The organism is uncultured Oribacterium sp. (assembly GCF_902481605.1).
GTDB lineage: Bacteria > Bacillota > Clostridia > Lachnospirales > Lachnospiraceae > Oribacterium > Oribacterium sinus.
This window is the reverse complement of sequence record NZ_CABSXI010000004.1, coordinates 1-24267: the sequence shown is the minus strand read 5'-3', so window position 1 is coordinate 24267 and position 24267 is coordinate 1. Positions and strand designations below refer to the sequence as shown.

Here is a 24267-nt window from a genome sequence, read left to right as displayed (position 1 = left end):
AGCTTATGACATAAATCCCGAAACCTACACTTTTGCATATAGCGCTTAAGATCCGTATTTTAGAACATATATTTTGAAAAACGCCAAAAAACTCGACAATAATGAAAAACTGCGATAAAATAGCTAAAAATGATTTTTAAAGCAAGGGAGTTTTTATGAGAGGATACACAATTTTACAGTGGCTGACCTTCTTTATGCTGTATTGCATCCTGGGTTGGTGCTTCGAGTCTTCTTACTGCTCTCTGAAATCCGGTCATTTACAGAATAGAGGATTTTGCCATGGACCCTGGATTCCCTTGTATGGTGTGGGATCCTGCCTTTTGGTCTTCTTCGCTCATGGACATGAGGGGCATTTCCTCTATCTTTTTTTGCTTGGATTTTTCGGCGGAACGGCATTGGAACTTATCACCGGTCTTCTGATGAATCATATCTTTCATATGCGCTGGTGGGATTATTCTCAGAATCCTTTGAACTTTCGTGGTTACATCTGCTTCTTTGCTTCTATAGGATGGGGATTGATGGCGATTTTTTTAATGCAGGTGGTGCATAAATTTGTTTCCTCCATTCCGGCAGATTGGAGCTATCTTACCTTTGTGATCATTGACACCATGCTCTATACCCTTTTTGTGGAAGATGTGGTATTCTCCGTCATCGCGGCTCTGGAGCTTCGGGAGCGTCTGGGAAGACTGGCGAGAAATTCCGAAGAGATTCAGAACCTGCGGCGTTCCATCGGAGAGCTTTACGACCGCATCGGTGAAGCCAAGCAGGAGTGGGAGCAGGGAGCGGAAGAGCTCAGAAACGTACAGCAAAAGGAAGGCAATGTGGCTGCCGTGAAATATGTGATGGAGTCCGGCGTTTCTCTGGCGAAAAATACGGTCAGCCAGGCGGCCAGCAATACCATCAGTACAGCAAGCCTTGCGGCGGATACCGCAAAGGGCGCTGTGGGACAGGCAGCCAGCAGTGTAAAGGAGTCCGCCGGGAATCTGAAAGAATCTGCCGGTGCTCTTCTTAAAGGTCTCTTAAAGGATAAGGAAAGAATGGAGGAGGAGCTTGCGGTTTTGGAAGACGGAGGAAATGCAGAAAGCGGAAAGATGCATTGGTGGACCAAAACCATGCTTAGAAACAACCCGGATGCAGTTTCTGAAGAAGAAAGCTTTAAGGCCTTAAAGGAAGCGGCATTGAAAAGGCAAAAGAAGGAAAGGCAGACTGGAACACAGTCAAAGAAATAAATAGAAGCAGTAAATAGATGCAATAAATAGAAACAGTAAATAGAAGCAATAAATTAAGAATTAGCGTTAAAATAACAAGTAAAAGCAAGCAAAAGCGAACAAGCTACAAAATAGTAAGCAATAAGGAACAAGAAGTATTGCAAAGCAAATCAAGAAACGCAGTAAAGAAAAAGAGCATGCTCTTTGGGAGGTATTATGGCACTGGCAAAGACAATGGAACCCCTTTTACAAGGAAATTCCGCGATTCGAAAGATGTTTGAACTGGGACAGGAAATGGCCGAGAAGTACGGCAAAGAAAATGTCTATGATTTCAGTCTGGGGAATCCTGTGGCTCCTGTGCCCTATGAGGTAAAAAATGCCATTATCAGCCTTTTGGAAAACCAGGATCCCCACGAGATTCACGGCTATATGAAAAATGCCGGCTATGATGAGGTGCGAGAGCAGATTGCAAGGCATCTGACAAGACGTTTTGAACTGCCCTATGAGAAGGAGCAGATTCTCCTCTGTGCCGGAGCGGCAGGAGGCTTAAATGTCTTGATGCGTTGTCTTCTGGACGAAGAGGATGAGGTGCTTTGCTTTGCCCCTTATTTTACGGAGTACAATGCCTACGTTTCCCACTACAAGGGAAAGCTTACCGTAGTTCCGGTGAAGGAAGATAATTTTTCTCTGGATATCGGTATGGCAGACCGTCTGATCCGCAGAAAAACCAAGGCGGTGATTTTAAATAACCCCAACAATCCCAGTGGAGTGGTGTATAAGGAAGAAGAGCTAAAGGCCTTGGCGGAGATGCTGAGAGAGGCGGAGGAAAGGGTGGGGCATCCCATTTATTTGATTTGCGATGAGCCCTATCGAGAGCTGGTTTATGACGATAGAACCGTTCCCTTTATGCCCGGCCTTTATCACAACAGCATTTATCTTTATTCCTTCTCCAAAACCCTTTCCATCCCGGGAGAGAGAATCGGCTATCTGGCTATCGGGGCAGATGTGGAGGACGGAGAAAAGCTGATGCGGGCTGCTACGATTGCCGGAAGAACCCTGGGCTTTGTCAATGCCCCTTCCCTTTTCCAAAAGGTTATTTCCGAATGTTTGGAAGTGAAGGTGGATGTGGGATTTTATGACAGAAATCGTCGGCTTCTTTATACGGAGCTTACGGAAATGGGATTTTCCTGTTTGCCGCCGGAGGGAGCCTTTTATCTTTTGATGAAGTCCCCCTTGGAGGACACAGAGGCATTCCAGAAGATGGCGGAGGAAGAGCATATCATTATGGTGCCCACTGACGGCTTCGGCTTACCCGGCTATTTCCGCCTGTCCTACTGCATTCCCTATGAAAGCATTGAAAGCTCCCTGCCTGCTTTTCGGACTTTGTGGGAGAAGGTGAAGCATCGTAAGGAGACGGATGCAGAGCAGAAAGATAGCGATGTAAAAAATCAAAAAATTTTATAAGCAGTATAGGCATGAAATCGAGCACGCTCCCGCTAAGCTCGCTCTGAAGCAGTGTGGGTCTATAAATGGGGCACGCTCTCGCTAGCCTTGCCTCTGCGAAGGGAAGGACTGTATTCATTGATGAGGCTCGCTCCGATGCAGTATAGGCATGAAATCGAGCACGCTCCCGCTAACCTCGCCCTGCAGCGGTACTAAGCGAAAAACTACAGTACCTTTGTTTTTCGCAAGTACCGGCGGGCTCAGATTGCTCTCTTTCATGCCTATACTGCATCTGTCGCTTTAGCTTTTTAATTTCTACAGTCCTTCCCTTCGCCGGTCTTTCGCAAGTATCGGGATTATCCTCAATTCTGAACTATATTGCCGAAAATTTCTTTATATTTTGATTTTTTACAGCTACTTTTTGCTGTTTAATAGAAATGTAAGATGAAAAGAAAAAGTTAGTATTATATAATCCTTCTAAAGATATTCTTTCAAAATACTGATTTATTTTCACTGTGCAAGTTTTTTCAAAAGAGCTTTGCGGAGCAATGGAAAATAAACTTTGAAAGCAAAGATAGCCGTGAAAGGCTATTAATGAAAGGAGGAGGCATGAAGCTTAGCGTTTGGGATTTTTTGAACATCGGGGTGGCTGTAGCTTTCTTTATTGTGTATCTCATTAGTAAAGAGCAGGCTACAAAAGATTTCTGCATGACTATGATTATTGGCTTAGGAGCAGCGAGTCAGTTGGAAAGAAGGATGAAGGACGAAAAAACATCTTTAAAGGATAGCAGAGTCTATCAGTTTTCCTTTGCTCTAGTTTTTCTATCTTATGGAGCCTGCATTTTAAACTACTTCGTTTTTCATACCAATCTTATCAATAGAGCATGTCTGATTCTTTATATCGGCATCATGCTTTTTAATCTGTTTTTCTTGAACAAAAAAAGGCAAAGCTTAGTTTCCTAGATAAGACGGAGCTGAAAGCGAACAGGCATTTCAAGGAAGGGTATTGCTGATTTGGATAATAGTCCTGTAACTAAAATAAACAGAAAAGAAAAACGGCTGTGATTTCTCACAGCCGCTTTCTTTTTTTGAAGGGGGGACTCCGAAACCATATTTTCAGGAGAAGGTCCCGGAGTTGAGTATGAAAAGCTTTTTTTCTTCAGTTACATTTCTGTAACTGTGTATAGGATACAAGAAAACTGTGAGCAAAATATGTTTTCAGCCTTAAAGAATCCTAAAGAATATAAAGAAAAAGAGAAGGAATGAAACAAAATTCTTACCGTGAAAGGGGGAAAATCTTCATAGGATATTGACAACATACGAGTATTTCTTAAGATATTATATATACAAATTGTTGAGCTGCTGTGAGAGGGGATAAAGAGGGCTACTCCAGGCAAGACAAAGAGTACGCATGATAAAAAAATAAGCTTGAAATTGCAATGATTTTTCCCTGAAGGAGTTTTTGGGCTATGAGGAGCGTCTGCCAAGGAGATATTTTCCGCTATATAAACGAAGAACTACGGGTGACCCAGAAGGCCATGTGTTCTATTTTTAATAAGGTTCGTGAAGGAAACATGACCGAGACTCGTATCAGTGAAATCAAACAGGGTAAGCGGAAAGGGTATCGCGGATTAAAAACTGCGGCTTCTCTTTGCTTTACAGAGTACTTTCAACAGCAGGATTCAGCCTACACCCTTCGAAATTTGCGTCAGTTTTTGAAAAGGGAAGAGCTTAGCTTTCCCGGTTCTGAAAATGAAGATGAGGACTTGGAAAGCTATGCCCTTCGCTTTTTAGAGTATGGGCTGGACAACTGCCTGTGTCCACAGGAGCTTACGGAGGAAAATGCAATCAGAGAAGCATCTGCGGATGCTTCCGCGGATAGGACTGTAGAGCCTCCTATGAATATTCCGGTGGATTCTTCCGTGAATTCATCAATGGATATGCCTATAGATATGCTGCTGCATCAATCTCAGCAAATGGAGCTTCCGAAAGCAGAGCAGCCCGGCCCCCTTCTCTCTGAGCCTCGGGGAGCGGATTTTACAGCAGAGAACCCCTTGGGGAAGAAAATCTTGGAGAACAGAAATTGCTTTTTCTTTACCATAGGCGTGATTGCCTTGGTGTTCTTCGTATTGCATTTAGGAAAAATGAATACCTTGGACGTATTTTTGCAGTGCATTCAGCTTCCGCCCTTTGCCTTTTTTACTTTGAGTTTTATGCTGGCGGTTTCCCCCTTCTTTTTGGGACTATTGGATACGGCAATAGCGGTATTTTTTTATTGTCAAAGAAATCCCGCAGTGGAGGTTAAGCTGAAAGAAATTCCCTATATTGCAAAATATGGAGATAGCCGGAGAGTGATTCCCGGAATGGGGCGCTATGACCTGTCTCCCAAGCTCATTATTTACTCCTTGGGCTGCAACCTATTAGGAGCCTTTTCCTCTATGGCATTTTACATTTTCCTAAGAAGTATTCCGGACTTTGCAAGCTATGTGGGAAAAGGACACTTTGTCCCCGTGGCCAACATTTCCCTGGCCTTTAATATGCTGGTAACCTTTGTGCACAGCTTTTTTCTCTTTACCAGGGAGCCCATGCATACATTTTGTGCCAGCGAGGAGAACCCGGATACCAAGAAAATGGATCGTTTGCATGTGATTGCCAACAGCTTTCATATGATATTCAATATGACCTTTAATGCGATAGGAATCCTCCTGGTTTTGGTTTACGGCTATATGCATGGAGGAGAGGGGACATTACTTTTGTCTCCCGGATTTGCCGTAGCGCTCTTTTTCATCTACGGTTTCCTGTGGTTTTCCTCCTGTTCTCCTTTTGCGGTGGAGTTCAATGCGGAATGTGCCGGCTCCTTTATCATTATTTTCCCCATCGTTTTCGTGCTGAGCACCCTCTATGCCATTCTTTGCTTTAAAGCAGGACTGGGCACCTTCTTGGTACACGGGGTAAATGTTGTTGTGCTGGTGGTATGGTTGCTTTCTTTCCTGAAAGATCGGGTTCGAAGCATTTTCCCTCTTATGCGAATGCATAGAGCCTACTTTCTTCTTTACGCTTTACTGATTTTTTTCTTTTTTCTACTGGCGGCACATCTCTAAAAGATACTTTAAAAATAGTTTTGAAAATGCCTATGGCGCAGATTTTGGAAAATGAATTTTCCGGAATTTGCGCCTATTTTTGCGCCTTTTTTCCACTTACACCAAACTTACACCCCCTGTAAGTGTAAGAAAAGGGAAGTGTATTCCTGCGAATTTTTTGCTAGAACCAAAGCAACACTAGCGAGTAGATTCTCCGAGGCATACCGATAGGCTGGCCTTGTGACCAAAGTTCATCCGTCAGGATGTAGTTTATCTGCGGATATGCTGATGGCTTGAACACTACTACGTGAATAGGAAAAACGTTTGTTTTCAAATGCAGGATAAGGAGGTTATGCATGAGAAGAAGACAGAAACAAATCCTTGCCTTTTTTGTTTCTTTGGCGATGGTAGGAAGTGCTACGATTCCGGCGTATGCGGAGCAGGAAAATATAGCATCTGAAACCATTGTGAAGGAAACAACCGAGACAAAGTCGGAGGAAGCAATTTCGGAAGACTCAGTCGGCTCTTTAGAAAAGAAAGAGGAAGAAGCAGAAGGCAAAGAAGTACAAGTACAAGTATCAGAAGGGAAAGTACAAGAAGAAAAAGGAAAGGAAGAAGCGGAAAACAAAGAAAATTCGAGAAAGGGAGTAGAGAATGAAGTAAAGGAAAAAGAAGTAGCAGAAGGATCTGTAGCAAAAGAAGAAAATACCTATTCCATCGTGGATCTGAGCAAGCTGAAAAGCGGCTTTAAGGAGACGGAAGAGGAAGGCATTGAAGAAGCTCCCGTAGCAGAGACCGCGTCTTTGTTCGGATATTCCGGGTTTAGGTCGGTGGGATATGTGCCGAGGACGACAAATCCGGGAACAGGGGGAACGTATTATAGTAAACCTGGTAATCCTTTTCCATCTCCAGGATGGAACTGTACCTGGTATGCTTTTGGAAGAGCATATGAAATATTAGGCTATAGACCTAATCTCTCTACAAGTCATGCTAGGGATTGGTGGGGGTATAATAAAAGTACAAACGCCTTTAGATACGGTAGTGAGCCAAGACCGGGAGCTATTGCTTGTTGGTGGGGAGATGGGACTTATATTTATGGACACGTTGCTGTAGTAGAAAAGGTAGAAAATGGTGTAGTCTATACTTCCAGTTCCAGCTATGGAACAAGGGGAGCGGGATCTACTTGGGCTTACGATTTTCGATATGGTGTAAAGGAAAATGTACCCGGTTTCCAAGGGTATATCTATATTTATAATCAGCCCACGCCTCCTCCCAAGCCGGATCGTTTACCCCTCCCGGCAAATGGTAGCGACGATGATATTGCCGATGGAGAGTATCTAATCACCTCTACACTTGCTGAAGGACGATGTCTTGCCTATGGCGGTAACGGACAAAGTGGTCAAAATGTTTTCATTAGAGATTACCGCACTTGGGGAGAGGCTCCATATTACTGGCGTTTGGAAAGACAGGCTGATGATAGCTTTATTATTCGGTCTAAGGCAGGAACGGTTTTAGATGTGAATGGAGGCCCCGGAGCAGCGGGCAATGGACCGAATATTCAGGTCTGGAATCAAATAGGAACGAATGCCAATCAGCGTTTTTATATCGTAAAGCAAGGAGATGCTTATGAGTTCATTCCTCAGTGTTCCGGGCTTAGAATGGACGTGGATAATGCCGGTATTGCAGATGGCACAAATGTGAGACAATATGAACCAAATGGCAGCTATGCTCAGCGCTTTAAACTCTTTAAATATTATAAACCTAAAGTAAATGAAAAGAGTGCCCCGGAAGTGAAGAGTACAGGATACGTACTTCGTTCCAAGCTATCACCGGATAAAGCGGTAGTTGTGGAAAAGGGCAATCCCACAAAGTTGGGAACCAACGTACTACTTTGGGACTACAATAAGACAGCGCCGGATGCTACGGCAGTTTGGAACTTGGAAAAGCAGGCTGACGGAAGCTTCTTGGTGAAGAACCAGTACAATAATCAGTACTTGGATGTGGTAGCGGATAGTCTTTATGATCAAGTCAACATTTTAACCTGGGAGAAGCACAATAAGCCCAGTGAGCAATGGTATGTAGTGTCTAATGGTGACGGAACCTATCGCTTTGTGAATAAGAACTCCGGAAAGGTAGTGGACGTTTACGGCGGACAGACGGCGAATGGTACCAATGTTCAGCAGTATCTATGGCATGGACATGACGCGCAAAGATTCTACTTGGACAGATACCCTGCGGCAGTGTATTATAATGTTATATTTAAGGGGATGAACGGAGAAAACTTATCTACCCAGCGAGTAGAAAAAGGAGAAAATGCAAGCTATCCTTCAGCACCTCTTGTACAGGGCTATGAATTTACCGGCTGGGATAAGGATGCAAGAAATGTGCAGGGAAATATAACTATTACGGCGCAGTACAAAAAGAAGGCACAGACCGGTGGCAATAGTGGCAGTTCTTCAAGCGGCTCCTCCGGTAGCACTTCCGGTGGAGGCAGCAGTTCTTCCGGCGGCGGTAGTTCCTTTAGTGGCAGTTCCTCCGGCGGCGGTGGTAGCTCCTTTAGTGGTTCCTCCAGCGGTGGTTCCTCCGGTGGTGGCGGAGGCGGTGGAGGTGGCGGAAGCTCCTCCGGTGGCTTCGGAAAGCCCAGCGTTAGCGGTGGAAATGTAGGACAGGTTCTGGGTGTTGAGCGTTCTTTAGCAGGCGGACAATGGATGCAAGACGGAACCGGCTGGTGGTATAAAAAAGCAGACGGAAGCTATCCCAAGAACAACTGGGGAAATGAAGATTACAATGGTAAGACCTATTGGTATTACTTCCTGGATTCCGGCTATATGGCAACAGGATGGATAGAGTTAAACGGTAGCAAATATTATCTCTTCCCAACTTCCGACGGTTGGAAAGGAAGAATGGTAACAGGCTGGCAGTGGATTGATGGCTATTGTTACTATTTGGAAGAAGGAGGAGCAAACCAGGGAAGACTTTATCGTAATGAACAAAAAGACGGTTATCAATTAGATAGTGAAGGTCGATGGACTGTAAATGGAAAGCCGGTAAAGAGATAAGATTTACCAGGGAACTGATACCGGCGGTGGCTTTTTTGCTACCGCTGGTATTGTGGTAAAAAGATAGGGTAAAACTTAAAGCTTCAAAGAAGCCGATTTACTCGGAATTAGAGGGGGAAAATGATGAACTTTTCCAATTTTTCACAGGAGCAACAGGAAAACGGCGGAGTTTCCGGAAGTGCAGGTCAAGCTGAAAACACCGGTAATACCGAAAATACCGGAAACGGCCGTTACAAACTCATGCAGTATTTGCCATTTTTCGTGTTGTTTGTGGCGATACTGCTTCTTTTTCTCATGTTCTTACAGAGAAAGTCTAATGCCGTAGGGAAGGAGGAAGCATTTTCTTCGGATTATAGTAGAGCCTATGGGTCCTATCTTGCCCACTTGGAAGAAAAGGGAGAGGCCATTTCTTCGTATGTCTGGCAGTACAGCGGACAGGATACAGAGGATGCAGGGGAAGAAGCAGAGCAGAAAGAGGGAAAAACGGTCCTGCTTTGGGATATTTTCGGTGACGATACCCCGGAGCTACTTTACATAGAAGGAAACAGTGGAAAGGAAGACGGCAGGGTAAGTCAGGCAGATTTACAGGTATACAGCTTTGTAGGCGGAAAGCTTGAGCCTCTATGCACTATGGACAGTCTGGATGTCTTTGCCGGCGGCGGTGTGAACTATACCCTGTTTCAAATTCAAGGGGAAAAAACGCTCTATCTCTATCGGGAAGAGTATGACGGGCAAATGTTGGAGCGCCTTTATCGTTTGAATAACGGCAGTCTTCCCCTAAGCTTTGAGGAAATCGCCAGTCATTCCTATGAAGCCTTTGGCGGTGAAGATGCGGGAGAAGAAGCAGGGGAAAATGTCGGGGAATCAGTCGGAGAAACGGCTGTAGAAGGTAGTTCCGGACAATATATGCTACACGGAAAAGAAGTCAAGGAACAGGATTACTTGACCCTTTGGGAAGGATTGAAGAAGAAACAATCCCGTATACTTCTTAGCAACGGCAAAAACAGCAAGTTTGAGGATTCTCAGGACACTGTAGATGTAATGCAAAAAACTGAAGATAAAGCTTCGAATACTTTGGCTGAGTCTCAGAAGCCTGAGAATCAGCCTGAGAAATCTACTGATTCCTCAGAAAATACTGCAAAAAAACAGAAGAATAGCATAAATCAACCTGTGACTGCTTCTGTAAAAAATATAGCCTTATCCTATAATGAGGCCCTGTTCTTCCTGCAAGGACAGATTTTAAAGGAAGGGGATGATTCCGACATTCTTCTGGAAAGTCTTCCGGATTCTCTATTGCTTAGCATTTTAGAAAATCTGGAGCAAGGAAGCCCCTCTACCGGAGAAGTCAACAGTATGGAAATCCTTTCCGTGAAAAAGGAGGCAATGGCTTATCGTATTCTACTCAAATTTATCAGCGAAAGCTTTTCGGAAGAGCAATATCGCTCCTGCCTTGTAGCGGAAAATGCAGGAGAGCAGGGATTGACCTTCACTGTTCAAAACATGGCGGAAGCAAGTGCGGAAGAAAAGAGCAAGATGGAAAGTCAGGCTCAGGCACTGCAAGAGGAAGTAGCCGAACAGGCGGGAGAAGGAACTGATACAAATGGAGACGGACAGGCTGTAGAGGTTGCACCGCAGACAGAAGCTGTACCCGCTGAAACGGAAGCTCCGGCAACAACGGCAGCAACAGAAGCGGTGAACAATGCAAGTGCCAATCAGGGAACGTGGAAAGAACAGTTTTATGATTATATATGGTCAAAAAGGTATGCAACAGAATTGACTGTTTATGATGATCCTGTTTTAGCTTTGTATGATATTACTAATGATGGAACACCGGAATTACTTATCGGTACGAATATCGGAGCTACATATAGCTATACTTGCTTTATAAAATATTCTGCTAACGGTGCAAAAGTTATTGATGGAGCTATGGATGTACATGCACCAACAGCCTATGCGGAATATAGTAAGGGAAGAAAGGTTCCCGGACTTTTTGGCTCCACATGGTATAGAGGAGAGTACAAAAATGATGAGATGTTTTATCATGAATTCTACTTCTTCTATGATGGTGGAAAGATTAATTCTACAGAGGTTTATACTTTTGGAGAAACCGAACCCAATACACAGGTGACGAATGATTCCGCCTTATTTGCTGCATCACAGGATACCGGATGGCTGGAATACTATCCTTTATCTGAAGTAAAAAAGATGGGCTGGGATAATTTCGTGAAAAAATATCCCTATTAAAGTGCTTTTCATGGAAAGAAGGAGTGTCCTATGACGGAACAATTCAATGAAAATAAAAATATGGAAAACGCTTCTCCTGAAGAAGAGCAGATTTTCCCCGGAGCTTCATCTCCAAAAGTTGAACCGAGCAATACCGAAACTAAACCGGGACAGTATATACCAGGGCTGGTAATTTTTGCTTTAGCAGTGATAGCAGGAGGTGGAATTCTACTGCTTCGTCCAAAAAACCATGGTATTGATTTAAATTCTTACCTAAAAATTCAATCCATAGGAACGGATGGGCAGGGAACTTTAGAGGCTGAAATTGATTGGGATGCTCTCTTGGAAAAAGAGAAGGAGAAAATTCATTATTCTAAAGAAGCGGAGGAAGGCTTTCTTCCCCTTCTTTATCCGGAGGCCGTTGACTATACTAAAAATATCATTATGCTACCGAATTTTAGCCAAACTACGGATTTGAAAAATGGAGATACGGTACAGTATCATTGGGATTTTTCAGAAGAAAGTGTAAAGAATTTAGCTATTCCCCTTTCTCTTAAAGGCGGAAGCTATAAAGTATCGGGCTTAACAAAAGAGGATGAAAAGAAAGCTTCTGATGCTACAGACCCAAATAAAGAAAACGCTTCAGAGCAAGCTTCTTTGCCTGAAAATGAGAAGGAAGGCGCTATGGAGCAGTCAACTGTTTCTATGGAAATGCAGGCTGATGCAAAAACTCAGGCCGATGCCAATGCTCAGCCCGGTGCCAACGTTCAGACTGGTGCAGAGGGAGGCAATGCATCAGTGCAAACTCCTACCACAGGAGAGTATCTTTATGCAGAAAGTGCAAGTCGTTTGTTAAGTACTGCGGATGTTTCGAACTTCCAAGCCCGGTATCCAAACAGTATGTTCCCCGGAGAGAGAAGCATCACCCAAATGATTATCAATGAAATGTATGCCCGGCACGGTTACATTTTCAAAGACCAGGCTCTAACGGATTATTTTGCGCAGAAGAGTTGGTATATCCCTAGGACTGCCGATATGGAAGAAATCTACCCTGTCATGAATGCTGTGGAACAGGCAAATGTTACGCTTCTTAGAACATACTCTTAAATAGAGAAAATGGAGGGGAAAGTGAAAAAAAGATTTTTAAGTATGGCGTGGCTCAGCATTTTATTAGCCACTTTATTTTCCGGAATCAGCTTTGCCGGCACTTGGGTAAAAACCGGAAGCCTATGGCGCTATCGGGTGGGAAAGCATTTTTATAGAAACCAATGGGCAGAAATTGACGGAGAATGGTACTACTTTAAACCCACCGGCTCCATGGCAAAACAGGAGTGGGTGGAGCAACAGGGAAGCTGGTACTATCTTTTGCCTAATGGTACCATGGCAAAAAATCAATGGATTGAGGACTACTATCTCTTGGGAGATGGATCCATGGCGAAAAATCAAGAGATTGATGGAAAGTATCTGGGAGAAGATGGAAAGAGAGACCAGGCACAAGAGCAAGCCATGGCAGAGGCGGCAAGGCAGGCCAAAATTCAGGAGGCGAAGAATAAGGGGTATGTGCCTATTCAAGGAAAGATTGGTATTTGGACATATTATGACTGGAGAAAAGCTGGTCATGATGTTAATTTGCTTGCTAATTATTCCATGGATTCACTAAGACATTATTTTGGAATAATTGATTTTACGAAACCGGAAAGGCTATGGATGAATCGAGCAGATGGTGATCCAAGTGAATATGTTTATCTGAAAGGTCTTGATTTTTATCCGGATTCTTCTATGCGATCTTATCTAATGCCATATAATGGCAAGACAGTGTATTTAGTATTTGAAAATAACTTTTGGAGACAATCTGATGCATCTGCTCCGGCAGAAGAAAATTATCTTGTTACAGGAGAGCCTTTATATGTCATTGAGTAAACTCTAATATGTAGCTTTTTGACAGAAATAGTAGATTAATTTTATATATAAAAATGACCCCGAATGAACAGAATCATTTTCTAAACATTCGGGGGGCTTACTTATATACAGTATATGAATTGTTTTATAAATCAAATTCCAAAAGCAAGTTCTGCAAATATTCCTGGTCCACAGAAGCTTTTTTGATATCTTCAATTCTACCTTCTTCCGCCAGCAATCCCATTAGCTTCATCGCTTTTTTATTAGCTAAACTTCCTTTTTCCATTCCTTTTTCCATTCCTTCTCTAAGGGCTTTTTGCCGGTATTGCTCTAAAAGAACATTCATTTCTTGATCTCCTTTCTGATTAGCGTTGAAGCTTTTTAATACTTCTACTCTTTTGGATAAAATCGGGGAGTGCATCTTGCTTGTTTCTAAAGCATGAAAGTCTTCAGCCAATTTCCCTAAAGGGCTATTATCTATGTAAGAAGTATTGAAATAGATAATGTGAGATTCATCTGAAAATGGCTTTCCGGATTCTCTTATTATTCTTTCTACATGATAAATCTGCTGTTGACCGTGAAGTACATCTTTTGCTGTAATAAATATAACATAAGACTGAGGTAATTGTGTAAAATCATTTCCTCTTTTTAGAGAGTGCGTGTCTAATAAAGCGGCATGATAGCGGGCTCTTTTGGGTTGGGCTCCGGAGGTATTATTTTGAATTTCGATATTATAAATATTATTTGTCTCATCTTCGCATAGACAATCTAAAATTAGGGAATGTCCATGGAGATTAGGAAGATTTTTTTGAAGAATCTGTTTTTTGAGCTTTAATTTTGCATTATCCAGGATTGTTTGAAGGATATATTCCGTACATTTGCTATCCTGCAAAACGACCTTCATAAACAGATCATCCATTAATGTGAGAGAGGAAATGATTTTTTGCTTTTCGGTAGAGTCATAATTGACTTTAAATGTGGACATAAGAATCTCCTTGTAAGAATGAGAATTTTCAGAATGAAGAAATTAGATTTTCTAATAGTATAATTCGAATATTCCAAATCTCCTATACTCCACATTCGGATAATATCCGTAAACGGAGTAGAATTTTCTATTTGTAAGAGCTCGCATGCATTTGCAAGAAAGAGGCTCATAAGACATAATCAGGAGCATAAAAAAGAAAGACCGATAATCCGGCGAACACCGGTTTATCGGTCTCTAAATACATCTTGGAAGTCCTTTTCCAATTACGTTTACTGGACTCTTTTTTAACTTGAAATTCCATAGTTTTATTGATGCTTCTCATAATTTATATTTAAGAAGTGTTTTTATCGATGGAATTAAGTCTTTCCATATCAAAGCGGATAAATAAATATAAACGTATATTCTTAGCTTTACTTAACTCATATATTTTGCTAGAGCATCCTCAATAGGTAAGCCACGAATATATCTTTGATAAAATGTGTTAAAACCCGCTACCATTTCAGGATCTGGATCTACTGTAACAATGTCTTGTTGTTTAAATACATCTTGATCAACCCAGTTATCTAAAGATTTGTTTGTATTATGTTCTTTTATGGCATATGTATATGCAGCAAGAACCGCTATACCCCAGGCACCTCCAAATGATGCTGTTGGTGTTACAGAAATAGGGGTATTCATAGCTGCAGCTAGAATATCTTGTGCTACATGGGGGGTTTTAAAAATTCCACCATGAGCCATAATGCGGTTAAAAGTTAGTTTTTCATTTATTTGTAGTATTTCCATTCCAAATTTCAAACCGGCAAATGCTGTAAATAAATGTGAACGCATAAGGTTCCCTAGAGTGAAATTACTATTAAAAGAACGTGTTAGCAATGGCCTTCCATCATCAACTCCAATAATTGGTTCGCCTGAATAGAAGTTATATGCTAATAGGCCGCCACAATCTGCGTCTCCTTTTATAGCTTTATGAAACAGTAAAGAATAGAGTTCTGTAGATGAAATTGTGTGGCCTATTGCTTCAGCAAATTCTTCAAAAATATGAACCCATGCATTGAGGTCGGCAGTACAGTGATTACAATGTATGTTGGCGGCAAGATGACCTGCTGGCGTTGCATTTATATCGATTTGAGGATATACCTCTGAAAGTGACTTTTCTAAAATTAACATTGCAAAGTCAGAGGTTCCAGCCGAAATGTTTCCGGTTTTAGGGCTTAGTGAATTCGTAGCAACCATCCCAGTCGATGTATCGCCTTCAGGAGGGCAGAATAGAATATTAGACTTGAGATCTCCCGTAGGGTCTAATATTAGAGCACCATTTGCGGTGAGCTTCCCTGCTTCTGAGCCGGCAAGAAGAACTTTGGGTAAAATATCTTGGAGGCGCCAAGTTACAGAATGTTCACTGATAAGCGTATTAAATGCTTGAATCATGTCGGCATCATAAGTCTTATGAGAAAAATTAATTGGAAACATTCCCGAGGCATCACCAATACCCAAAACTTTTTCTCCGGTCAAAATCCAGTGGATATATCCGGACAATGTTGTCATGAAAGTAATATCTGGAATATGATTTTCTTTTCGCAGAATTGACTGATAAAGATGCGCAATGCTCCAACGCTGAGGAACATTGTAATGAAACAATCCTGTTAAAAATACGGACGCTTCTTTGGTCATGGTATTCCGCCATGTTCTATATGGTGTCAGAAGATTTCCGTCTTTCCCAAAAATGAGATAGCCATGCATCATACCACTTATTCCAATTGCTTTGAATCCGCGAATAATAACACCATACTTATTTTTAACTTTTTCCTTTAAGTTGGCATATGCTTGTTGAAGTCCAAAAACAGATTCCTCTAATTTATATGTCCAAATATCATTTTCATAATTACTTGCCCATGAAAAAGTTCCCTCCTCAATGGGGTAATTGTTAAGATCATTAAGAACAGCCTTTATTCTTGTTGATCCTAATTCAATGCCAAGAAATATATCCTCATTCTCTATTTGTCTCTTAATATCCATTTGCTAAGCGACCTCACTTATCTATTCAAAAATCGTTTTCTCGAATTCGACCAGTTGATCAAATTCATGCTCTACAATTTTTGCAACATTGGGGGATAAACCAGACATATGTTCTTGTTCTAGCCAAGCATCAGCCATGATTCGGCCCATTTCCTCCCCAACGATAAATCCACCTAGACATAGTACGTTTGTATTGTTTACTTGGCGAGCTCGTCTAGCTTGGTAAACGCTCTCGCAAAGTGCTGCATATATTCCTTTATGCTTGTTGCAAATAATACTAACCCCCATTCCGGTTCCACAGATTGCAATTCCTCTATCGAATTTTTGTGATTGTACTCCTTTGGCAACTTTTTTTGCTACATCTTGAAAAAAAATGGGAGCATCATAATCAACATCTGTTATGTCATATCCCTCTTCAATTAGGTGATCTCGAATTGCATTTTTTAATGAAAAGCCACCAGGATCTCCTCCTATAATTATGTGTTTTACGTTAGGGTTTTTCATTTTTAACCTCCTTATATATATTAAATTATTTCAAGTTTTCAGTAGCAATAGACTAAAAAAGATGAAACCAGTTACATATATATTATTTAATTCAAGTCTGGATTTTAGTCAATAAAAAGTTGCGCACTATGCTTACAAAATATAATATAAATATCAATCAAAAGACATTATGAACAACTTGTATTCAAAAATATAGGCATTTAGCACAAATTAATCAATGGGCAAATGTTTTTATTGACAAAAAAGTAAAAAAGCAATAATCTCTAGTTGATGTAACCGATTTCATAAAAAAGGAAACGAGATGGCAATTAAAAAATTCACGATTAATGATATAGCACAGGAGGCAAAGGTTTCAAAAACAACGGTTTCTCGTGTAATGAATTGTCCTGAGAAGGTAAATGATATTACTAGAAAAAAAATTGAAAAAATAATGAAAAAACGAAAGTATGTACCGTCTCAGAACGCTAGAAACCTATCCATGCAATTAAGTACTACTATCGGAGTTATAATTCCTGAAATTGATAATCCATTCTGGGGTGCTGTATTGCGTTGTATTGCGAAAAAACTGGATGAACGAAAGATGACATTCATCTGTTTTAGCGCATATGATGATGAAAAAAAAGATATGCTAGCTTTGGAAAGATTTAAAGAAATTGGAGTTGCAGGGTTACTATACACGCCTGCAATAGACTATTCTTCTCAAAGTGAGATTATATCTCTTTTGCAACAGCTTGATGTACCTATAGTTGTAATGGATCGAGATGTAGAAGCACTTAAGATGTTTGACGGAGTTTTCTTTCGAGATCGTGAGGCGATATTCCAATCTGCAGAAATCTTGATGGAGGCCGGGTGCAAAACCATTGGGATGATGAATGCTGATGTTTGTACTACATTGGGACGTACAAGAAGACAGGGATATATCGATGCTTTAGAGAAGCATAACATCAAGTGTATTGATCAATATTATTATAATACAGTGGATTATTTGACAGAAAGCGCATATCGCGTGGCAATGGAAATGCTAGATTCAGGTGAGATACCAGATGGAATGATAACTGGCAATAATAGTATTAGTCTTGGATTATTGAAGGCATTGAAAAAACATGGAATGCACTGGAATAGGGAAATTCGGTGTATCAGTCTTGATAAGATTGAACCAATGGATATTATTTTGGATAATTTTGATTATATTGATAGACCCCCGGAAGAAATAGGCAATTCAGCCATTAATCTTCTCATTGAAAAGATTGCATTTCCGAAATCCGAAACTCGGCATGTTTACCTTACGCCCAAGATATGTATTCAAAATTTATGATTGTTCTTATTAACTAGTTTTTGCTAGGAATAGCAAAAATTCACTTATAATTTTAAGGAGGAAACTATGAAAAGAATGAGGTTGATGGCTATGGTTATAGCTGGAGCAACTATCATCAGTGCACTGGTGGGATGTGGAAGCAGTTCATCAAATACGACTACTTCTACTGCGGCCAAGACAGAGGCATCTGCTGAAGAAAAAGCGAGCGGGAAAACGGAAGTAGCTTCAGGGGATCTCTTTGACGTTGCTAAGTACAAGTCCAATAAGGATAAGTCTGAGTGGACTATTGCTGTTGTTACTAAGGACAATACTTCAGCGTGGTTTAAACGGATGGAAGTTGGTGTTAATCGATTTGGTAAGGATACCTCTATTAATGTGATTCAAAAAGGACCTGCAACAGCAGATGCTGCCTCTCAGGTTGAGGTTGTGGATCAGATGATAGATCAAGGCGTAGATGCAATCTGCGTTGTGCCCATTGATCCAGGGGCACTTGAGGCATCACTACAAAGAGCAATGGAAGCAGGAATTGTGGTTGTTTCTCATGAAGCATCTAATCTTGAAAATACCTTATTTGATATAGAAGCGTTCACTGCAAAGGACTTTGGCGCTGCTATTATGGATGAGCTAGCTAAGGCAATGGATAAAGAAGGTAAATATGCCGAGATGGTTGCATATACAACTTCTACTACACATATGGAATATGCTAATGCTCAATATGAACGTCAAAAGGAAGCATATCCAGATATGGAACTCATAGACGGAAAAGTTCCGACTTGTGAGTCAGAGGAGTCTATGGATACTTCTTATCAGCGTGCAAAAGAAGTTCTTAAGGCTAATCCGGATCTTAAAGGGTTCACTGGTGTTGCATCAACAGACTGTCCGGGAATTGCTAAAGCTGTTGAGGAACTTGGATTGGACGTTCATGTAGTCGGTGTTGGTACACCGAAAGAATTTGCACCATATATGAAGTCGGGCACTATTGATACGCTACTTTTATGGGATCCTGATCTTTCAGGTTATGTTATGTGTAAGCTGGCAGCAGATATTCTTGCAGGTGAAAACATTGGTGATGGAGAAGGCTATAATGCAGGTGTTGATGGATATAAATCAATGACCCTAAATAAGGATACTAACCGTACATTGATTGGGCAGGCGGAACTGGTTGTTACTCCTGATACAGTAGATGATTACGAGTTCTAAGGACTATATTTAGTGTTGCATATCCCATCCTATTGACAGTTATGTGGTGGGATATGCATTTTTTAAATAATATGTTCCTGCTGAAGGAGGTATGATGGAAAACATATTGTCCGTTAAGGGAATCAAAAAATCATTTGGTGGTGTTCATGCGTTAAAAGGCGTGGATTTGACGATTAAAAAAGGCGAAACACATTGTCTTGCCGGAGAAAACGGGTGTGGGAAGTCTACAATTATTAAAGTGATTTCCGGTTTCTATAAGCCTGATGCGGGTTCAATTGAAGTTAATGGCATTGTACACCCACATATGACACCGTCTGATGCTATTAAAGCCGGTATACAGGTTATTTACCAGGATTTTTCCCTATTCCCGAATTTGTCAGTTTTGGAGAATCTGGCATTTAACCAGGTTCTTGCAAATAATGAAAAATTCGTAAATAAAAAAAGATTTAGAACTATCGCAGAAGAAGCAATTCAAAAGATTAACTTCAATGTAGACTTAGATGCAAGAGTGGAACAACTGCCTGTAGCAGACAAACAGCTGATAGCAATATCAAGAGCTTTGGTTCATGATGCAAAATTTATTATTATGGACGAACCGACTACTGCATTAACAAGTAAGGAGGTCAATCGTCTTTTTGATATTATTGCGGAACTTAAAAGCAAAGGAATTACTATCCTTTTTGTATCACACAAGTTGGATGAGGTATTTGAGATATCCGATAGCATTACAGTTCTTAGAAGTGGTGAAAATGTGATTAGCTGTCCGGCCAGTGAGATGACAGAAGATAAATTCACTTATTATATGACCGGTCGACATTTTGAGAATGAATCGTCTACTTTGCCTAAAGAGATAAGTAAAGAGATTATCCTTGAAGCACAGAATCTTTCTGCAAAGGGATTTGAAGATGTCAGCTTTAAACTTCACAAGGGGGAAATTCTCGGTGTTACGGGGCAGTTGGGTTCTGGACGTACAGAACTTTCATTATCGTTGTTTGGGTTAAATCGTCCTGTTTCCGGAAAAATCATTATGGAGGGACAAGAGGTTAGCCTCAATAGTGTACAGGAAGCTCAAAAACTGAAAATTGCATTGGTTCCCGAAGATAGGTTAACAGAGGGACTTTTTATCCCTCAATCTATTACAGATAACATCACAGTAACTCGTTTAAATTCTTTGTCTAGCATGGGAGTTTTAAATAAGGGAAGATTAATGAATGAGGCTAGCACTTGGGTGGAAAAGTTGGAAATTGCAACGCAAAATCCGACAAATGCTGCCGGAACGCTTTCAGGTGGAAACCAGCAGAAAGTAGTGCTGGCAAAATGGCTTTCTGATAATCCTAAAATTTTAATTTTGAATGGACCTACAGTTGGAGTAGATATTGGTGCGAAATACGATATTCACAAGCTATTGAAGCAATTAGCAATGCAAGGGATGTCTATTATTGTTGTTTCTGATGACACTGCTGAAGTGGTGTCGCTTTGTGACAGAGCAATTGTGATGCAAGGGGGAAAGATGACAGGTGCACTGGAGAAAGAAGACCTGAATACAGTTAATTTGAATAAAGCTACAGTGTAATAGAGGAGGTTGCAACAATGAAGAAGTTCAAAAAAATCACTCAAGACACTGAATTTTGGGTGTTTATAATCATCGTTATACTCTCACTTATTATACAGGTACGCTCAGGTCAATTCTTTACCAATAATAATATAGTGGATATTATACGATCAATGATTTATCCGGCAATGGGGGCTATTTGTGCGCTGCTTGCCTTTGTTAGTACAGGGCCTGATGTTTCATTTCCGATGATTGGCGCTTGTAGTAGTTTCCTGGCAATTGCCATTACAAAAAGCACCGGATTTAACGGACCTTGGATTTTTGTATATTTAATTGCCATTATTTTTGGTGCTATCATGGGTGCTGTTAATGGATTCATTATAGTTAAGTATAAATTTCCTTCATTAATTGTGACTCTTGGCACATCGTCAATTATCAGCGGTCTATTATTTGGCGCATTTGAAGCGGAACGTACGGAATTACCGGCTAATTTACAAGCGTTTGGAAGTGCAGCGCTCTTCAGCGTTAAGAATGTAAAAACGGGACTTGGGTCTTCCATGCCATATACATTTATAATTTTAATTGTAGTGTACTTAGTGGCATATATAGTTCTGAATTATACTATGATAGGAAGAGGGGTCTATGCAATCGGCGGAGATGAGATTTCTGCAGATAGAGCCGGTTTTAATGTAAATGCAATTCGTTTTGGCGTTTTTGTAATTAATGGATGTGTAGCAGCAATTGCAGGATTAAGCTATGCGACAATGACATTACATTATCTTCCTGCGGAATATTCAGGCGGTGAAATGGTGGTGATTGCAGCCATCGTGCTTGGTGGTGCTAAATTGACTGGCGGTGTTGGAACATTACGTGGATGCCTTTTGGGAACATTGCTTTTATCTATGGTTACCAATAGTTTAATTCTTGTTGGAATTAGTATAAATTGGCAGAAAGTATTTATCGGTGGAATTATTATTGTTGGAACAGTGATACCGATGGTACAGAAGCATTTCGCATCTAAAAATTCCGGAATTCATCAGAACGGAGGAAATGCATAATGACCAAAGTAAAAAAGCTTAACATTGATGATAAAGTGGAAAAATTGATTTTCATTTTTGTTGTTCTATTTGCTGTCATGGCGTTAACAAAGGGAAACCAAATTCTTAAGCCAACAGTATTTCAAACAATTGCGCGCCAGGTATCAGAAATTGGGCTTATGGCTCTAGGATGTAGTATTTGTATGATTTCCGGTGGTATAGATCTTTCCGGCGCATATATTGCAAATTTGGCAGGAATATCAGCAGCATTGGTTATGCAAAAAACAAGTGGAAATATATTTGTAGGAATGCTTTGCGGTATTCTCATCGGAGCTATTTGTGGTGCATTTAATGGGGTTTTAGTTGCCCATCTACGGATTCCTGCAATGCTTGCGACTCTTGGGTCTTATCAAATATTTCAAGGGATTGCCATTGTGATTTCGGACGGGAAAACGGTGCAGGGTAATAAGGTATTAGCAAAGTTTGCAATGGGAAAGGTATTGGGAATTCCTATACCATTTATTATATTTGCAGTAGTAGCCTTAGGTGCTATTTTCTTAATGGGAAAAACTTCTTTTGGGCGGCGAGTATATTTTGTAGGTACCAATGAAAAGTGTTCAATTTTCTCGGGAATTCGTACGAAACAAGTTTTGTTATTTACATACACAATTTCGGGTGTACTTTGTGGAATTGCCGGGAATCTTTCACTGGCGAGAATTAATTCTGCAAAAGCTGATTTTGGGTCTAGTTATATAATGCAATGCATTTTGATATCAGTACTAGGGGGTATTAATCCGAATGGTGGATTTGGTGCTGTGCCAGGAGTTATAATTGCAGCATTTATTTTACAGATGTTATCTTCTTATCTTAATACCTTCCCGGATATAAGTAACTATTACCGTGACCTGATTTGGGGTCTTGCATTAATTCTTGTATTGATTGCAAATTATTATTCTGATAAGCGAAAAATGAGAAAATAAGAAAGAATAATTTTTTGATAAATATTATGGAGAAAGTATTTGTATAAATAAAGAATTTTTGTACATTCGGAACTTATTGATTATTCAACATTTTAATACAATTAAGACCATTTGTTGAATCATAAAAAAGAATAGAGAGAAACAAGATGAAATATGGTATTTACTATGCATATTGGGAAAAAGAATGGACTGGTGATTACTTTAAATACATTGATAAGGTCAAGGAACTGGGATTTGATATTCTTGAAATTTCCTGTGGAGCATTTAAAAAAGATTACACAACAGATGAGCAGTTACTTAGAATAGGGGAATATGCTAAGGAAAAAGGGATTATTTTAACAGCTGGATATGGTCCTCAGAAAGATGAAAATCTTGCCTCACCTGATGAAGCTGTACAAAAAAATGCAATTGAATTTTTTAAAGAAACACTTCGGAAACTCCATTTGATGGATATTCATATTTTAGGTGGAGGACTGTATTCTTATTGGCCGGTTGATTTTAATAGTGATATTAATAAAGAACGTGATTTTGAAACTTCTGTAAAAAATATGAAACTTATTGCAAAATATGCAGAGGAGTATGACATTACACTTGGAATGGAAGTGCTTAATCGTTTTGAAGGCTATCTTATCAATACTTGTGATGAATGTTTAAGATATGTTGATGCTGTCGGAAACAATCGAGTAGGTGTGATGTTAGATACATTTCATATGAATATTGAGGAAGATAATATTGGAGATGCTATCAGAAAAGCTGGAGATAAGCTGGTGCACTTTCATATGGGAGAACGAAATCGTAAAGTTCCCGGTAAAGGCACTATGCCATGGGCCGAAATCGGACAGGCGCTTCGAGACATTAATTATCAGCATGCTGCAGTTATGGAACCATTTGTCTTACAGGGGGGGAGAGTTGGACAAGATATAAAGATTTGGCGAAATCTTTTAACAGATACCTCAGAAGCAAAATTGGATGCAGATGCTAAACATTCATGTGAATTTGTGCGTCATGTTTTTGAATTATAATAAAAAATAGCCTACTGTGGAATGCTACTACGGTAGGTTTTTTTAAATGAAAGAGGTACACTATGACGAAGTCCATAGAATTACTGAGAATTATAAAAGAACTGCAAGAAAATGCTGATATGGTAAATGGGCAAGAAATAGAAATGGCAGCAAAGCTTATTGCTAAGTCTACAATGATTTTTGTTGCAGGTTGTGGAAGAACAGGATTTGCAATGCGTGCTTTTTCCAATCGCTTAATGCATTTAGGAAAGCAAGTGCATGTTGTTGGAGATGCTACTACACCGGCTATTCGATCCGGAAATTTGTTGATTGTTGGAAGCGGGTCAGGAGAAACGGGAAGTCTGGTAAATATAACAGAGAAAGCCAAGAAGATTGGGGCAGAAGTTTTACTTATTACTATACATGGAGATTCATCGATAGGAAAGCTTGCTGATTATAGGATTATATTGCCGGGATCTACACCTAAAAGTCAATTAAAGAATACAAATAAAAGCATGCAAGCAATGGGGAGTTCGTTTGAACAAATGACCTGGCTAGTTTGTGATACATTAGTTATGCATTTAATGCATTTACTGCAAATGAATGAAGAGAAAATGTTTTTAAATCATGCTAACCTTGAATAAAAACTGTTTTTAATTGTTGGCTGAAAGATATATAAAAGGAGCTGTAAAAAATCAAAATAAAAAGTAATTTTCGGCAATATAGGTCTGAATTCGGGGTAGTCTGAGCCCGTCGGTACTTGCG

Annotated in this window: 18 protein-coding genes; 15 read left to right on the top strand and 3 right to left on the bottom strand. The window is 40.4% G+C overall.

Features of this window, described 5'->3' with window-relative positions:
* The first annotated feature begins 155 nt into the window (after positions 1-155).
* The 8 genes from RDQ32_RS01555 to RDQ32_RS01520 all read left to right on the top strand — a co-directional run bounded on the left by RDQ32_RS01555 (position 156) and on the right by RDQ32_RS01520 (position 12933).
* Positions 156-1229: a hypothetical protein gene (locus tag RDQ32_RS01555; RefSeq protein WP_308578866.1), complete on the top strand. Its 1074-nt coding sequence runs from the start codon at positions 156-158 to the stop codon at positions 1227-1229.
* Between the two features lie 195 nt (positions 1230-1424).
* Positions 1425-2672: a pyridoxal phosphate-dependent aminotransferase gene (locus RDQ32_RS01550; protein WP_308578865.1), complete on the top strand. Its 1248-nt coding sequence runs from the start codon at positions 1425-1427 to the stop codon at positions 2670-2672.
* A 588-nt stretch (positions 2673-3260) separates the two neighbouring features.
* Complete coding sequence (locus RDQ32_RS01545; protein WP_308578864.1) at positions 3261-3614, top strand: hypothetical protein; 354 nt, start codon at positions 3261-3263, stop codon at positions 3612-3614.
* Positions 3615-4120: 506 nt separating this feature from the next.
* On the top strand, positions 4121-5752 hold the full coding sequence (locus RDQ32_RS01540) for a hypothetical protein (RefSeq protein ID WP_308578862.1): 1632 nt from the start codon (positions 4121-4123) through the stop codon (positions 5750-5752).
* Positions 5753-6087: 335 nt separating this feature from the next.
* Positions 6088-8790 (top strand): RICIN domain-containing protein, encoded by a 2703-nt coding sequence (locus RDQ32_RS01535; protein ID WP_308578861.1) that lies wholly within the window; start codon positions 6088-6090, stop codon positions 8788-8790.
* Between the two features lie 120 nt (positions 8791-8910).
* A complete protein-coding gene (locus RDQ32_RS01530; RefSeq protein ID WP_308578860.1) occupies positions 8911-11034 on the top strand; it encodes a hypothetical protein in 2124 nt (707 codons plus the stop codon).
* A gap of 30 nt (positions 11035-11064) precedes the next feature.
* Positions 11065-12120 carry a YARHG domain-containing protein gene (locus tag RDQ32_RS01525; protein WP_308578859.1) on the top strand — a complete coding sequence of 352 codons (1056 nt, stop codon included), beginning with the start codon at positions 11065-11067 and terminating at the stop codon, positions 12118-12120.
* 21 nt (positions 12121-12141) lie between these two features.
* Positions 12142-12933: a hypothetical protein gene (locus RDQ32_RS01520; RefSeq protein WP_308578857.1), complete on the top strand. Its 792-nt coding sequence runs from the start codon at positions 12142-12144 to the stop codon at positions 12931-12933.
* A 124-nt stretch (positions 12934-13057) separates the two neighbouring features.
* On the opposite strand, the gene RDQ32_RS01515 is transcribed toward RDQ32_RS01520, so the two are convergent.
* From RDQ32_RS01515 to RDQ32_RS01505, 3 genes are all read right to left on the bottom strand, one after another.
* Entirely contained in the window at positions 13058-13897 is an 840-nt protein-coding gene (locus RDQ32_RS01515) for a PD-(D/E)XK nuclease family transposase (protein WP_183684378.1), read from the bottom strand.
* A 414-nt stretch (positions 13898-14311) separates the two neighbouring features.
* Positions 14312-15913: an FGGY-family carbohydrate kinase gene (locus RDQ32_RS01510; protein ID WP_308578856.1), complete on the bottom strand. Its 1602-nt coding sequence runs from the start codon at positions 15911-15913 to the stop codon at positions 14312-14314.
* Positions 15914-15934: 21 nt separating this feature from the next.
* The gene (locus RDQ32_RS01505) at positions 15935-16417 is read right to left on the bottom strand and encodes an RpiB/LacA/LacB family sugar-phosphate isomerase (protein WP_308578855.1); all 483 of its coding nucleotides are present in this window, start codon (positions 16415-16417) and stop codon (positions 15935-15937) included.
* A 301-nt stretch (positions 16418-16718) separates the two neighbouring features.
* Between RDQ32_RS01505 and RDQ32_RS01500 the strand changes: the two genes are divergently transcribed.
* The 7 genes from RDQ32_RS01500 (at position 16719) to hxlB (ending at position 24146) form a co-directional block, all read left to right on the top strand.
* The gene (locus tag RDQ32_RS01500; RefSeq protein ID WP_308578854.1) at positions 16719-17732 is read left to right on the top strand and encodes a LacI family DNA-binding transcriptional regulator; all 1014 of its coding nucleotides are present in this window, start codon (positions 16719-16721) and stop codon (positions 17730-17732) included.
* Positions 17733-17798: 66 nt separating this feature from the next.
* A complete protein-coding gene (locus RDQ32_RS01495; RefSeq protein WP_308578853.1) occupies positions 17799-18932 on the top strand; it encodes an autoinducer 2 ABC transporter substrate-binding protein in 1134 nt (377 codons plus the stop codon).
* Positions 18933-19026: 94 nt separating this feature from the next.
* Positions 19027-20505 (top strand): sugar ABC transporter ATP-binding protein, encoded by a 1479-nt coding sequence (locus RDQ32_RS01490; protein WP_308578852.1) that lies wholly within the window; start codon positions 19027-19029, stop codon positions 20503-20505.
* 17 nt (positions 20506-20522) lie between these two features.
* Positions 20523-21542, top strand: coding sequence for an ABC transporter permease (locus RDQ32_RS01485; protein ID WP_308578851.1), 1020 nt, complete (start codon positions 20523-20525; stop codon positions 21540-21542).
* A complete protein-coding gene (locus RDQ32_RS01480) occupies positions 21542-22501 on the top strand; it encodes an ABC transporter permease (RefSeq protein WP_308578850.1) in 960 nt (319 codons plus the stop codon). Before RDQ32_RS01485 ends, RDQ32_RS01480 begins: the two co-directional genes overlap by 1 nt.
* A gap of 146 nt (positions 22502-22647) precedes the next feature.
* Complete coding sequence (locus RDQ32_RS01475; RefSeq protein ID WP_308578849.1) at positions 22648-23523, top strand: sugar phosphate isomerase/epimerase family protein; 876 nt, start codon at positions 22648-22650, stop codon at positions 23521-23523.
* 62 nt (positions 23524-23585) lie between these two features.
* Complete coding sequence (hxlB, locus tag RDQ32_RS01470) at positions 23586-24146, top strand: 6-phospho-3-hexuloisomerase (RefSeq protein WP_308578848.1); 561 nt, start codon at positions 23586-23588, stop codon at positions 24144-24146.
* Positions 24147-24267: the final 121 nt, after the last annotated feature.